Source organism: uncultured Fibrobacter sp., from assembly GCF_937877005.1.
GTDB lineage: Bacteria > Fibrobacterota > Fibrobacteria > Fibrobacterales > Fibrobacteraceae > Fibrobacter.
The window spans coordinates 1-16,323 of record NZ_CALEFV010000312.1; the positions used below are offsets into that span (position 1 = coordinate 1).

Genomic DNA, 16,323 nt, shown 5'->3' on the forward strand with positions numbered 1-16,323 from the left:
AAGGTGCCATGGACCACGACGATGCCATCAGCGTGGAACGCACGCCAAACGGTGGCTACAGACTGGGCGTACACATCGCAGACGTGAGCTACTATGTACCCGAAGGATCTGAACTCGACGAGGAAGCTCTCGAAAGAAGCTATACGCAGTATCTGCCATGGACCGCAGTGCCAATGCTTCCCGATAAGCTTTCGAGCAACGTGTGCAGTCTGCACCAAGGCGTAGACCGTTGCGCATTCACCTGCATGATGGAACTCGACAAGAACGCGAACGTACTCAGTTGGGATTTCCATCGTAGTATCGTGAAGATTACGCTCTCCATTACCTATGAGCAGGCGATGGAAATGATGAAAAACGGCAACGACGACATCAAGGCGCTCGCCGAAGTGACGGCGCTTCTCAAGAAAAACCGCACCAAGGACGGTCTGCTGGAATTTCAGAGCACCGAATACGGCTGCAAGTTCAACGAGAAGGGCGAACCAGAAAAGATTTACCCCCGCACCACCGACGAATCGAATTCGTGGGTGGAAGAGTGCATGCTCATCGCAAATAACTGCTGCGCCAAGGAGCTCAAGAAACGCAAGCTCCAGGGAATCTACCGTATCCACGAAGCCCCAGATACCAAGGACATCATGGAACTGTACTACATGTACCCGGACCTGTTCAAGGATTCCCCGGTAATGTTGCGCGACCTCGGCAAGCCTCGCAGCGGCGACACGAACCTGAACATGACAGCCTTCAAACTGTACGAGCATCTGGTTAAGCGCGCCGCCGGCGACGAGACACTCACGAATCGCATTTTGCGCAGCATGCAGAAGGCTCATTACGACAGCAACAGTTTCGGACACTTTGCCCTGAACTGGCAGGACTACGCGCACTTCACAAGTCCCATCCGCCGTTATGCGGACCTATGGTGCCATCGCGAGCTCGCCCGCAAGGGCAAGGAAATTACGGCAGAACGCAAGAATAGCGTCATCGAGGTATGCGACCTGATTTCGGCGAATGAAATCAAGAACATGAAGGTGGAGCGCATCGCTATCAAGGTGTGCAGTTGCTGGATTCTGAAGGGCCGCATTGGCGACGACTTCGAGGCAACCGTCTCGGGCATCGAGGAATGGGGTATCTACGTGTCCATCGCCGACCCCATCGCCGAAGGCCTGGTGCGTTTCCGCGACATTGCGGGCGACGATTTCTACGTATTCAATCCGGACCAGGGACTCGCTTTTGGAAAGAAGAGCGGTCGCACCTTCCGCCGTGGCGACAAGGTGCTGGTGAGACTCCTGCGCGTGGACCCGCTGCGCGGACAGGCCGATTTCAGTATCATCGAGAAGCTGAGCTCCGAACCCAAGAAGCGCCGCCAAGGAGATCGCCGCAAGGACGAACGTGCCGACCGTGCTGCCGCCGCAGAAGCGCTCGGATACGTGAGCCAGCCTAACGAGGACTTCGATGACGACACACCGGAATTCGTCTCGGCGAATGGCCGCTGGAACCGCGGCGGGCGCGACACCCGTAACGGGAACCGTGGCAAGTCGCGCGGCGGCCGGTTCGATGCCGACGCCCCCACTTTCGAACGCACCGGCCGCGGCTCGCGATCCCGCAGCGGTCGCGGTGGCGACCGCGAGGACTTCCATGTCGCGAGCAAGCCGCGCGGATCCCGCAAGGCCCCCAGCCGTAGCAACCGCGGCAGGAAACGTTAACCGTCAATAGAAAACTGCTGCAAGCCTATGCCCATTTCCAGCAAGATTATCCTCTACGCATCGTACCAGACCGGAGACTCGCTCCCGGGCTATGTACAGTTTGCACTTAGGCATTTGGCTGAAACGGAAGACTTCACGGTCGTGCTCCTCACAAACAACAGGCCACTTTCTGCCGATACGATGAAGTTTCTCGAGGAGAACCGGATTCATCTGTATCTCACCGAAAACCACGGATTCGATTTCGGCATGTGGCGTCGCTTTCTCAAGGACCTTGCCAACGGGCACGGAAACTTTGCTCCGCTGAACGGAATCACGCGCCTTTTGCTCGTAAACGACTCTATCGTCTATTACCAAAACAAGTTCGCGGAATTTATAGAACGCGCCGAGGCAAGCACAGCGGATGTCGTGTCGCTCACGCAGAACGACGAAGTGCGACCGCATCTCCAGTCGTTTTTTCTGTACATCAAGCAGGAGGCACTCGGAGCTTTCTACTTGCACCTTCTGGAAACACCGGAGCAGGAAACCTTCTATGATGTCGTCCACCGCCTCGAAATAGGCATGGCTCGCGTTTTTGAAGAAGCCGAAGTACAGACTGCGGCACTCTACCGCACTCATCTACCGGTCATGTTCGCCTATCCCGAGCTCATCGCGCAGGGCTGCGGTTTCGTAAAGCGCAAACTACTGCAGCGCCGCTTCGACATCAAGGAGAAAGTTCACTTTATCCGGCACAAGGCCTACAACGCCCTGAACGCCAATTACGCCGAGCTCGCCGTAAATGCGGGCCTCGCTCCCGATTTCAAGAAGGAATGGCTACCGACTCCGTTTGGCAACACGGCCTCCAAGGCCGTTGACCACCTTTGGCAAAAGGCATTCGACAAGGTGGGTTGGCCAATCCTCCGTACTGCAATCAAGACGAAATACAAAATTCTTGGAAAACCGCTCGAAGGCGACGAGTACAAATAAAGTCGAAATCGTTCCCTTTTCAGAGCATATAAAGGAAAGCCCCCTGAAGGGGGCTTTTCATTATTCAAGAGCAATGTACTCTATCGACCGGGTCGATGACTACTTCACCAAGACCTTTCCTGCCTGCTGTGCCGAGCCTGCGCGGACGCGGAGCATGTAGAGGCCCGACTTCGGAGCGTCCAGCACCAATGCGTTCGAGCCCGCCACCGTCTTCGCGGACACCGTCGACATCACGTGTCCCTTCATGTCCATCAGGTCGACGCGAGCATTGGTGCCCGCAAGGCCTTCGGAGGCATCGAAGGACACCTGCAGCTTGTTGCCGAGCCTTGCGGAGCGCAGGCCCCTGAGCGTATTCTGAACCACAGCCTTCGCTGCTGTTGCCACGCGCACGGTCGCAGTCTTCGCACTAGACTTCAGGTAAACCTTGAGAGGCACGCCATCCTTCATCTCGGTCGTGTTGCCGTCCACCGTCACGTAGACATGATAACCATAGGCATTCACGCCATCGATACCGACGAGCGTCAGATAGCCCACTCGGTCGCTTGCCGCAGAAAGCGCCACGGTCCATTCCATCTCGTCGCAGAAAGTCTTGATGGACTTAGCCAAGGCCCGCTTGCCCTCGAGAATCGAGAGGTTCACGTGGTCACCCATGCTGGAAGGCGGTTCCTCGGCCACGAACGGATTATTACCCGCACCCAGGATGTTCCAGACATCCTGCTTGCCGTTCTTGTCGGAAAGCATCGCCTGCAGCGTCCAGCGGTCCTTCGTCGAAGACTTGGCAAGTACGCGTCTCGGCAAGACACGGCCTTCCAGAGAATCGCCTTCGGTTTCAGGTTCCGTCGTTTCCTTATCGTTCTTCGAAGTGAACACCGGCGCACCGGAAACAATCCATTCAGTCTTCTTCGACACCTTCACCCATACGGCCTCGTAGGGCTTCAGCACGCTGACTTCTTCGTAATCGGCCTTTTCGGCATTATAGCTCCAGAAGCTGATTTCGGATTCTTCGTCAACATCCTTTTGGGCTTCAGGATGGTTGGCGAACAGGTTCACCGACCAGCCATGCGTATTCGCGACCAGGTTCCAACCGCTAGTCACGCTGTCAAGCTCCCAGACTGCATCCTTTCCGTCATCTTCGATATCCTTAAGCAGGGCAAGCGAATTACCCTTAAGCGAACTGTACCAGGCTCCTCGGGTATTGACAATAGAATCACCCCGTCCGAACGCCTTGTAATTCCAGTATTCGCCAGTTCCGCTTTCATCCCACCAGTAGAACACCTGATCGCCGGTAGTCCAGTCGATTGCAGAGGTGTCCACGGCCGCAAGCGAAACCATCTGCCAGCCATCCGCCTCGAAAGCTTCGATCGCGGCCTTCACGACGAACTCCTCGCTGTATTCCGCCAGTTCTGCCGAGTCTTCCAGAGTCAGAACCATCTTGTAGGTTCCCGGCTTGTTCATGAGCAGTACCAGGGAGTCCTCGTACGCCATGGCGATAGAATCCCCAATCAGGGTGTCGCGAACCACCGTGTCGCTCTGGACATCGATAATCTGCACTCTAGCAAGCACGCCTCGAGTCACTTCGAAATCGCTCGCCTTGAAGCTCAGCTTGATCGCATTGTCGCTCTGCAGGAATTCCTTTTCCACGATTTCAATGCTGGTCTTGTTGCTCTTGCCGAAGTACGCCTTGAACGAAGCTCCATGGATTTCTTCAGGCAACAGCTCTCCTTCGTGAAGGACTGCCACCACGTGGCTGTCGAGAATAACAGCGAGAGAATCTAGAATGAAGCTGGAGTCAGGCACGGAACGGACGCCGTACCAGTTCCCCGGAATATCAGCAGGCAGGAACATGGATCCCTTATCGGTAAACACATGTACCTTTTCGTTTTCCTCTTCGACCTTTCCGTCAATCATTGAACGGCGCTCTGCTTCCACCAGGGCAACCTTGCCGTTTTCCTGTTCAATGCTGACGAGGTTGAACTTGCCGGCACAATCTTCGACATTCGTCGCCCAGTGGGCATACAGCGTCACCGCCACGGATCCGTCTCTGGGCAGTTTCGGATAAGCTTCATTGATTTCTTCCACCAGGGACTCGTTCAATGCAGTGTAGAAATGCTTGCTATCGGACTTCACGCTCCAGCCAGCAAGACAACGGGCCGAGCTGTAGACCATCTTCGGCAGGTCAGCGGGCTTGTTCGCGGAAATTCCGTAGTTACCCTGCGCAACCCAGTCGTCACCGTGGAACAAGGTTTCACTGGAATCCACATCGAACACGAAGCGGAATCCATTGAAGTTCGCCTGGATCGAAATGGCCGTCGACTGAGTCATGTTCCATTCCGCATTATTTTCGACGTAGCCCACGGTCTTGTCCTTTTCGGCAAGGACAATGGAGCGTTCTCCATCCAGTTGCCATGCGTCATTGGGATAGAAGCTTACCATGAACTTGATGCCGTTATCCACGGCAGGAACCTGCAAGCCCTGCTCCGTAACGATGTACGAGAATACGCTGTCACCCACGTTCTGCGAGAGCATCAGCACACCCTGATCCGCACTTTCAGAAGTAACCATGCGGGTTTCGACGGAATCCTTTTTCCACACGGCATGCAGAACCGGATACTGGCTCGTGGGGAAATCCACCCCGTAATCGGGCAAATCGGAATCCCCTTCAGCAATAGGCGTGATATTCTTGACAACGGATTCTAGATAGTCTTCATAGCGGGAGTAGAAGCTTTCGTCATACACCTGGAACACCTGATCCGGTGTCGCATTGCGATAGAAGCTCCATCCCACCAGCTTGGCATCTGTCCGGTAGGCATCCTTCGGAATGGTGTCGCCATAGCTAGAAGCTCTCCACCAGAAGCTATTAAAGTCTTCTCCATAGAACACGTTCGAAGAACCCGCATTCATGTCAAGGACAACTTCAATCGAGCTGAGGTACGTTTCGGCCTTGAGCACGATGTCCTGTTTGAACGTGAACTCACTTCCGTTAGCAAGGTCATAGCTGAAGTCATCACTACCGGACAGAGAGATTGTTTCATCTGCATAGTAAATGTCTTCAGGTATGAACGAGACCGTGAATACAAGGTCATCTGCAACAGGAATCACCACCGGAACATCCTTGCTGGGGCCTACATAATCATTGTCCGCATTCGTCAACATGTATGCACCTTCAGCACTCGTATTTTCCGTCGTAAGGGTAACCGTAGCCGGGTTGCAGTCTTCACCCTTCGGGGCCCACACGCCATAGAGAGTCGTCGGTTTCGTATCTAGTTCATTGTAAGCGGCTACAAACTCGGGAGTGATTCCGGTGTACGAAGCGGTTGCCGCTTCACTGAACGCAAAACCAATCAGGCACTTGCCTCTCTGGTATACGGACAGCGGGAACGCGCGATCTTCGGATTCCATGCTGTAGGACTTTTCAGACTGCCAGTTCGTACCATAGAACAGCGTGTCGCCTGCAGCTGCGTTCACATCGAAAGCGAAGCTGTAATCGACATAGGCCGTAGCCACGTCTATATAGATTGTCGTTCCGGCCGCGCCGAAGGATTCATCCAAGGTTATCGCATCCCCATTATCATAGGAACCGATTGGGTTGCCCAGATAATCCATTACGCTAATCGGCGCCGAACCATCAAACGAATGATCCAAATCAAGAGTGAAGTTCGCATTCAACTGCAAGCCTTCAATAGCAGGAACTAGGAGTGTCCCCCCTTCTATGGTAGAAACTACCGTAGAGTCGCCAATCGTCTGGCTGAACGTAAGCGTTCCCGCAGCGCGCTCCTGTGTCTCGGGCGACAACTGAAGAATGTATGTGCCAATCTGACCCGAGCGGGTCCACACCGCGTGGAGCGTGTCAGGAGCGACATTTTCATGCGACTTGCGATAATTCCTGAATGCAGCGATAAAGTCATCGTCATAGCGGAGGAGCTGTTCGTCGCCATCGAAAGTCCAACCCGCAAGCACGTAACCCGCACGATAGACGTTCGAAGGGAGCATATCCTCATAGCTCGCATCTTCGGAAGACCAGTTCCAGCTGAAGCCCGGCCCATAGAACACGTCTTCCGCATTCGCGTCGAGTGCCAGATGATATACCGCATCATCCATAGCAATGGCAAACGTATAGGTGGGCTCACTATCGAAGCCATCCGTCGTCAAGCGCCAAGCACCATCCGTTCCGTCCTTTTCAACAGACACCGGTTCCGAAATTTCTTCGGTCGGGAGCAGATAGGTGTAGGAAAGCGCAAACTCGGCTTCGTCGGCAAAATTGTAGCCAAATTCCGGAGCGGTACGGGTTTGATCCAGATAGAAATCGAACGCGTCTCCGGCCAGGGTTAAGCCATCGTTCGTAATCTCGTGGAACAGCGTGTCATTGCCAAAGAGCTGATAAAGAACGAGCTTCGCATGTTCCTCGCCATTTTCCACCGCAAGCGTCTTAGCCGGAGATTCAGAGCATTCACCCCAAATCGCATACAGTTTCGTCGCATTATCGCCAATCGTGCTAAATTCCGAGAAGTTGTCCACGTTAAATGCCGTAAAGAGAGAATCATCGCCTTCGACAAAGTTCGCAAGCGACGTAGTCGACCAGCCCTTGAAGCAGACATCGGTGCGGAACGGTTTCCAGAAGGGAACCGAATCGGCGGCAGATGCGATTTCAAGCGTTTCGGCAGTCTTGGCATCTGCGGGCAGGTAAGTGTTTGCGGAATCTTCTGCAGAAGAAAGCGACAAATCGTAGGTCACGTAAATCGGAGCAAGGCGCTTGAACTTGACAGTCCACGGCAAGGCTCTCATCACGTTCACGAACGAACTGTCTGTCCTCAGGATGTTCGTCTGATGGTTACCGTCGTTGTATGTTTCGTAAGTAATTTCATCCAAGGAGTAGCCTTCGGCTGGTTCAGCCACAACTCTGAACCTTACACCCGTCTGTTGAATCTGGAAATCCGGTTCCACTTCATTGTAGGCTGCAGGAACATTCAATGTCAACACACCGGTTTCGCCATCTTCAACAAATGAATGCTTGACCACAGCGTCTCCCAGCACCTGTTCCAGGTGAATAGTACCTTCGCCCTCGACCGTCAAAGTCTGCTTGTAAGTACGCGAATTCTGATCACACTTGGTATATTCCATATCGGGAACGAGCATGTTGCTTGCCGAATCCGACGATTCTGTCGAAATCATGTAGGCAAGCATGTTCACAAGGTCCGAATCATGGGCCTCGGAATCGACAACCTTCCAGTATACAAGGCAGCCGTTCGCATCGTAAATAACCGGAGCCTTGATATTGTCCACGGTCACATCGGTCTGCGAATCAAACCAGTCAACCTCGTATTGATCCTCGGAGACTAGTTTACTTGCTACGAAGATTTCGGCATCTGCAGGTATCGAGAAGTCCACATTGTAATGTTGCAGGATGTAGCGGACTGTCAAATCTCCCAAATGGGTGCCAGAGATTTTCAATATGCCCGTTTCGGCATTGTAACCCCAGCCTTCTCCATCGGGATCACTGATATTCTCGCTAGCCAGGCTCATTTCGTAGCCAGGATCAGGCTCCGTCACTACCTTAAATTCCAAAGTATCATCGAGCGGCCAGGGGCACTTCAATTTAAGTTCGTAGTAATCACTGTAATTCGACAGATACGATTTTTGCTTAAATGTCATACCATTCCAAGTCTGTGTCAACACGATATGGCCATGGTAATCTTCTTCTTCAGGGAAATGATCAACATCCACAACGGCAGAAATTTCCTGATAGGAACGCGCCTCGAGATCACCCTGCAAATACAAAACCGGCAACGGATATAGCGTCATCTCCGTGGATGTTTCGTCGCCAAGAACGTTCTTTATCAAGTCAGAATTAAATTTCGGAATCGCCGTATTGCTCATAAAGGTTGTATACCACGCATCCCAATCGGCAGGTTCATCAAAATCAGTCTCCTTCTTTGCTGCATCTGCCCATAAGACCTCGTTAAATTTCGATTCATAATCCGTGAACACGTATATTTTCGGATATTCATTTTTTGTTCCCACATTCATCGACTTCGTACCGTCGAATTCCATCCAGCTCTTGCCGAGTACTACGATACTATCCTTGAGCGAACTGATATCGAAGGTGACCGTGTAGTCGGAATACGACAATCCATCAGGCACAATATGCGTATTTACGCCATAGTTCCATGTTTGAAAAACCATTTTGCCTTCTGCACTATTATATTCGGCAACTTCTTCATCTATAAATTCAAATTTAATAGAATTAACTTCATACCCCGGATTCGCCTGAATCGCAACATCCATAGCAATTTCCTCATGGCCATCTATCCAAGGCAAAGCGATGGCCGAATCGGAAGTATGCGTCAAAGTAACTTGTTCCCCCGCCATACTGAAAGTTTGCGAGAGACTTATTGTCATCGGATGGTCGTTTGTACCACATCCATCTATAGTTTCATTTTTAGGACAGCCGATTGTAACACGTTGGGCTCCAACATTAGCCTTCGTAGCACTAGTCCAAACAGGTCTCAGTGTAATAATTTTGTTTTCAATAACAAGGTTTCCCGCCGCTTCTGCTGCCAGGGCTGCGGCAACCAAGTCGCCAGAGAAATCGGTAAATATTTCGCTAAATTCGGCGGAAGCATTGGTTCCTCCTCCCATACAGTAGATTTCATCGTTTTTAGCATGCGTAACTACACAGTTCGCCCTCTCTGGATAGTAGGTCCATCCAGCAATAACAAAGGTATGTGAAGGAACTTGATAAGAAGCTGCGTAAAGCACGGGCAGTTTTTGGGCTGTTTCACCGAGCTCGTAAGAATCCGGAAGGTCTCGATCTTCATCAAGAACATAAAGTTCATGTTTATCGTTGCTGTATCCCAAAACGCCATTGGATTCCGCAATATAAGACCAATCCGTAGTATCAAGGGCAACCGTATAGCCGCCACCAATCACATCCACATAGAACGTCACATTGCTTCCATTCGTCGTAAGAATTCCGTCTTCATACGGAACCTTCAGTGCACCATCACCTTCCTGAACCATGAGATGATAATACGATTCACTATACGTCGCATAGCCTTCGGCAGGAATGGCGCGAATTTCAAAGGTGAACGGAACATAGGATTCCGCAACGGCCTGGGAAGCGCTCACCTTCGGAACGCTCAAGGTCCAAAGCGTCTCGTCGTCTTGATCCTGGGTAAACTGGTGCTTTATGGTATCGGCAACGTCTCCGTCACCCGTGACACCGATAATCTGCCGCAGTTCCAGTCCTTGCAGGTTTGCACCATGGGCGGTTACCGTGAAGGTTTCCGTCGGAGCATCGCTACAGAGATTTGCATTATCCTCTGCAGTGAAATAGACCGGATAAAGTTCCGTAGAATTCCCAAAATTCTGGACAGCAGTCTCATTAAACTTTCTAAAGACCGGAGACATCGCATCATAAGACGATGTTGTCGACCAGGCAATACAACCATTCAAAGCATAGAGCTCGGGCATTGCGCTAGCGTATTCATCGTCAACATTGGCCATGGTATACACCCTGGCATCGAACCATCCTTCGTTGGTATAGGGATCCGCTACATAGACTTCCTTATCAGCCAAACTGACGGCAAGTTCATTCGTCGGACGAACAAAGTTCACTTCGTAATTCGCATAATCGAAGTCAATGGTCAGTTCACCACTGGTAATCATAGCGGTATTGACAGAAAGGGTCCTGTCGCCCGTCTCGGGGTCATTAAAGCCAAGAGTGAACTCTTCGTCGGTTGCAACGACACCATGATCGTCCTTAGGAATTCCCTCATACGTTATTTCCGAAATCGTATACCCCTTTTCGACATCCACATCGACAACAAAGGTCATCGTATCGTCCACATCTGGCAGTTGCAAATACCACCGATCATCACCAACTTGCATCGGATGATCCACCGTCGTATTCAACGTCTCGTTCAGCGTCTGCTTCAGGACAATCGTAGCAGGGGAAGTTTCAATACCGGCACCTTTCAGCTTGGGAGTATAATAAAGCACAATGGTTTCAGGTGGCGGACAATCGTCTTCTTTCCAATAGACATAGGCTGTTGTCGCATTGCCATTATCGGCATCAAGAGTAACATAGGGCAAGAAATTACGATTCACGTAATTCTTGTAGTAACTCGCGTCAAAGTACCAGGACGGAAGTTCACTAGCATCTGCCACGGGAGACCAAGCGATCATCGTCGGGCACGCATTCGTATAGACATTAGGGAAATTCGGACCTTCAACAGTCAAATCCTTCACGGCATTCCAAGAACGACCGAAGAAAATAAACGAATTATCCTCAATACCCTCCGGCAAATTCAGGTCGAACGATACATTATAGTGAACCAACGAATAGCTAGGAACAATCACCAACTTTTCAGTGACCGAATTGCCATACTTCTTTTTAGCGGCAAAGCTCGCCATCTTGACGTTATTAAGGATAGCCACATCCGTCGCATCTCCGACATTAAGATTCTCTATTTTCCATTCTACGGTTCCGCATGCAGTCATCTCGGCCGACAGATCTTCAAATGTTCCAAAGGACCTGTCCGTCACCACATAGTTTTTCGGTTCGGGAGCAGTACAATTATCCAAGGTTGCAATATACTGGTAAGCAACGGAATAGGTATTGTCAAAAGTATATCCCGTCTTTTCTTGAATTTCACCGATTCCAACCGCGACACCATAATCAACGCGTCCTTCAGTAATGCCGTCGTTCTCCCCCGAAGCACTCGATTGGGCAACCTGCACCATCGAGCTGTTCTGGTCGTAACCATAGACGTCAATGTCCATGTCAACCATTTTCGGATTCTGGACGGTAATCAATGGGAACTCGCCATAATGAGTAGAGGGAACAGCGTACTTTAGCACAATCGTCTTGACCCCTTCCACACCGGCGGCCCTAATCTTCTGGGCAATGTCCTCGAAAGACCAGATGTCGGTGCCTTCAGGAGTTTGCGCCCCCAAGGCAGCGTCATCAACAGAATAACCATCTTCATCCTGCAGTTCGAAAGTGAATTTCAGTTCATCCTCCGTCCAGCCCTGTGCATAATAACTCACGACATTCGGCACCAGCTGCAGCGGAGCATCGGCCGCGTCGGCATACTGATCCACTCTTGGAGTCAAGAACGCCAACAAGGTACCAGTTACGTTTTCAAAAAGCCTGCAAACATTCTGATAGTCACAATACTGATAAACGACATCGTAAGTCTTCGGAGTAACAACACGCCACTCCTGATTAGAGCTAAGGGCCGCAGACAGCAAAACCTCATTACCCTGCTTGTCCACCAGCATCGCAGCATCGGTACCCATGTTAGAAGCAATCGTTTCTAACAATGCACCGACCTTTTCCTGGAAATCCGAACTCAGGTATCCCGAAGCGTCGGTATAGCCGATCATGGCTTTCGAAACCGAGCCATATGTGTCGCAGAAACTACCGCTCCACTCATTGAAACCTAAAGAACTCTCCTGTTCCAAGGTCAGTCCCATCGAGCTCTTCTCAGCAACAACTACAATACGGTTCGGCTGCAAGGAACCACTCGCAAATACCGGGAGTCCATCATTTTGCGTACTGGACCTAGACCAGATATTGTGCTCGCTTGCAACATATTCGGCATCGTAATCCGCAGGGTTCCTGTTCAACAGGGCCGCAAACATGTCGGACTTCATGTCCGCTTCGCTTGCCACCGCATTCCTTGTGGCCGCATCGAAATCCGCATGATCTTCGTATTCGTCTTCACCCAATTCTTCTTGCCAGGTGCTGTAAGAGAACATGAAGAAATCCCAATAAACTTCGTCTTCCATGCATTCATAGTCGTAGCGATAATTTCCCATCGCAGTTGCAGTCATCTTTTCCGCGGCATTACGCACATTGCCAAAGACATTTCCGGAACCGGCCATCCATCTTGCAACTTCATAGACAGATCCGTTTACGGAGCCCACGCCAAGCTCCACCTCGTCCGAACCGAAGTGGTAGTTGTTAAATAGGGAGACTCCTTCAAAATCAACGTTTGCACCACCACTCAATTCACCGACAATGTAGCCAGCCGTTGTTCCCGAAATTGTACTCACGGAGTACGTGTTCTTAATTATGACTTGAGATTCGTAATTATCCGCATGGCCGATAATGCCTCCCACGACACCGCCCGAAACAGTTCCCGTAAAGCTGCTCTGCGAAATGGCAACAGACACTCCGCGAGAATTTGCGCCAACCAGGCCACCCACATAATAGCCATTAGCACCTCCATTGACAGTCGCTTCCTCGACCGAAATACCAGTCAAGTTCACAGAGGTACTATAGCCTTCGACCTCACCTACCACACCGCCCAAGTACGCGCCCATCAAGCCATCCTTTGCGCTAACGGTATTGCCCTGAAGCAGCACGGGGCCAGACCATTCGACAGTCCTCATTTGAGCCATCAGGGCTCCCGCATATACTGTTTCTATCGTGAAGCCTTCAATGTATTCACCTACATGGATATTCGAGTTTTTTACCGTTACATTTCCAATCGAGGCCGCATTTCCAATCACGCCGGCACCCGTACCACCAATAATAGTCGCCCGGTCTACGGTTACATTAGAAATGGTGTTTCCGCTAATAAGGTAGGCGCTCAAGCCGTATACGTAAGCATTCGTCAAAGAGACATTCTTGACATAATTCGCATATACAAACCACGATCCATTGCCGGCATCTTTGCCGCAAAATCCATCAACCGTATTTTCGTTTCCATCAAAGCCGGCATGGTTGGAACCAAACGGGACAAAAGCCATGCGACAATTGCCGGCATCTTCGTCATACCCACCCAGATTCAAGGGAGATCCCAAGACAATCGTACTGGAAAGGCGCCCTTCATCTTCTTCGATGTATTGCACCATGTCACTCCAACAGGCGAAACTCATGAAGCCGTCCCCCTGCGACCCCTCGGTTCCCTGCGCAATCGTGCAAGCATTATCTTCGCATTTTACAAGGAAGAACGTTCCATTATCCAGGCAGCCATCGTCATCAAAGGAAAGTATTTCCGGGTCGCCAAAATGAGGAGTCACAGTCACAGGCGTAGCGGGCATGGTGAACGTAACCGTATTGCCGTTCATATTCACCGGCACTCGATTACCGTTCTCGTCAAGGACTTTAATTCCCCCAAAGACATAGCCCTCACTGGGGGTCGCGGTCAGGGTCACCGTTTCACCTTCCACTGCAGATGTCGTTCCAGCCATTTCGCCGTTAGAAACGGAATTGACCGAGACCGAATTTACAGGCAACACCGACACGGTGAAATCAAGGCCTGCATAGTTTCCACTATAATCCGTTTCGAAGAAGAATGTAAACGCATTGCCAGTACTAAAGTAAGGTCCCTTTTCTTCCCCATTAACATAATCACTACTATAAATCTGTCTTTCACCAAGAGGAGTACCTGAGTTATCGGGAGCGTCATAAATAAACATATAATCTGACACACCCTCCGTATTCATTCGTCCCTGAACAGACAACCTATAATTTTCAGGAACGGTCACCGTTAGAGTGCTATTAACACAATTGTGGTAGTTACCCACCGCATTTTGCGTGACACTGCCGCCCATTCCGCCATCATCATACAGCTTGAACGTAATTCTGCCATTAGCATCCGTCAACAAAGCAAAATCAGTCTCTACGATATCCAAGGATGCCGTTTCGGCCACAGGATTAGAATAGTTTTGCGTACATGATGTCGCAGCAGTATAGGGCATATTGACATAGTAGAAGCTCTCGCCTGTATCATCGTTCGTATACGGCGTCAATGAAACCGGATCAGCCCAGGTTGCCGACACGGCGAACAGGACCATCAGGATGGATGTTAAAAATGCACCAAAACACGGAATTTTCTTCATAAGAAATCCTCTATCCATAATCGGTGTAAAATATAGTTTTCTTACGGGAAGGTTACGGAATGTTGACGTCAATGCATTGAAATAATGCTGAAAGCCGAGTCACGCATTTCATTCGCAACAAATTTTATAAACAAAATATAAACATACTATAAACAATTTAACAACAAACAAAAACCGATCCTGAGGACCGGTTCGCATAAATAATTGAAAGCCAGAAAGCTACTTCACGATTTCGGCGTCCTGCACCTTCTTGCCGTTCACGGTCTTGGGCGCATTATCGCCATCGCGACGGATAATCTTATACTGAATGATGCTCCAGAAGTTCGACACAATCCAGTAGAGCACGAGGCCAGACGGCATCACCGCACTGAACAGGAACATCATGGCGGGCATCATCCACACCATCATCTTGGCCTGTGCGGGGTCCATGGCGCCGTTGCCACTCATGGTGACCTTCGTCTGGAAGTAGGTGGTAACCACCATGATCCACGGGAGAAGGGCGAGGCCATCGGGCATAATGAACGGAATGCTGAAGCCATGGAAAATCACGTCGCTACGGCTGAGGTCGGTAATCCAGAGGAAGGCCGGCATGCCGCGGAGTTCAACGGCGCGGCCGAGCACGAAGAAGAGGCCCATGAAAATCGGCATCTGGATAATCATCGGGAGGCAGCCACCGGTGCAGCTGGCGAGCGGGTTCACACCGTTCTTGGCGTAAAGCTCCATGATGGCGGCCTGCTTCTTCTGCGGATCGCTACGGTACTTCACGTTGATTTCGTCGAGCTGCGGCTTGAGCTTGCTCATGGCAGAGGTCGACTTGAGCTGCTTGATGGTGAACGGGGTCGTAATACCGCGGACGATGAAGGTCACGAGGATAATGGCGACGCCGTAGTTCGGAATGATGGAGTAGAAGAACTTGAGCAGCTTGAGGAGCATGGCGCAAATCCACACGAACCAGACGCTGGAACCGGGGAACCACTTGGAACCGGTCACGATGACCTTTTCGTAGCCCTGGCCGAGCGACTCGACTTCGGCCCATTCCAGCGGGAGCACCATGAAGTTGTAGGCAACGGAATCGCCGCGCACTTCGTCTGCAATGGAGAGGCTGTAGGTGCCCGGATCCGGGTTACCTTCGGTAGCCGTATTAATGTGCTTGGCCTTGACCTGGGCCGGCACCGGCTTGTCGAACTGCACCGACATCGCCACGTACTTGCGGCGCATGCCGACCCAGTAGTAGTTGGCGTTGTCGAAGGTCATGGCGTCGGAGAATGTTTCGCGTTCGGTGATTTCACTGTTCTTGAAGATCACCTCGCTAAAGAAGTAGCTGGTGCCGCCGAAGCTCTTGCCCTTCGGAAGTTCCTCGGTTTCCTTCATGCCGCCCTTCCAGGACAGCTCGTAATTTTCAACCTTGAAACCCTTGAGGGTATTCACCTGACGAACAGCCACGCCATCCTTGGTAAATCCGTAGCGGCGCAGCACCTGGGCTCCGTTCGCATCGGTAAAGGTGAACAGGACCTCGGCATCGCTTTCGACCTTGATCTTTTCGGGAGTGTCACCCAGGTCAAACAGGACCTCGGAAAGATCGGCGCCGCCGAGTTTAAGGTCCAGGGCGCCGAGCGCGGTATCCTGGATGAGTTCGGGGAAATGGTTCGCGGAATCCGGCAGTGCCTTGACGATCACGCTCTGGACCTTGCCGCCCTTGTTGGTAAGGGTCATGATGAACTTGTCCGTTTCGACCGTGACCGTACGCGGAGCAATTGTCTTAGGAGCTTCGACCGCAGCAGAATCTGCGGTGGATTGCTTCGCTTCGCTC

General features: G+C 51.3%; 4 protein-coding genes. 2 read left to right on the top strand and 2 right to left on the bottom strand.

All coding sequences use genetic code 11. The annotated features are described in order from the left end of the window. Together Q0628_RS13785 and Q0628_RS13790 are read left to right on the top strand one after the other, a co-directional pair. Positions 1-1,697: RNB domain-containing ribonuclease (locus Q0628_RS13785; protein ID WP_298771932.1), on the top strand; the 1,697-nt coding region annotated here is incomplete at its 5' end. A 27-nt stretch (positions 1,698-1,724) separates the two neighbouring features. After that, positions 1,725-2,660, top strand: a complete 936-nt coding sequence (locus Q0628_RS13790; protein WP_298771934.1) for a hypothetical protein — start codon at positions 1,725-1,727, stop codon at positions 2,658-2,660. Positions 2,661-2,759: 99 nt separating this feature from the next. Here Q0628_RS13790 and Q0628_RS13795 read toward each other — a convergent pair whose 3' ends face one another. Together Q0628_RS13795 and Q0628_RS13800 are read right to left on the bottom strand one after the other, a co-directional pair. After that, positions 2,760-14,513, bottom strand: a complete 11,754-nt coding sequence (locus tag Q0628_RS13795; RefSeq protein ID WP_298771936.1) for a hypothetical protein — start codon at positions 14,511-14,513, stop codon at positions 2,760-2,762. A 219-nt stretch (positions 14,514-14,732) separates the two neighbouring features. After that, a partial coding sequence (locus Q0628_RS13800; protein ID WP_298771938.1) for a YidC/Oxa1 family insertase periplasmic-domain containing protein occupies positions 14,733-16,323 on the bottom strand: 1,591 nt, incomplete at its 5' end.

Excerpts from the sequence above, each read along its gene's own strand:
- Q0628_RS13790 (WP_298771934.1), top strand. The coding sequence starts at position 1,725 with ATGCCCATTTCCAGCAAGATTATCCTCTACGCATCGTACCAGACCGGA.
- Q0628_RS13795 (WP_298771936.1), bottom strand. The coding sequence starts at position 14,513 with ATGAAGAAAATTCCGTGTTTTGGTGCATTTTTAACATCCATCCTGATG.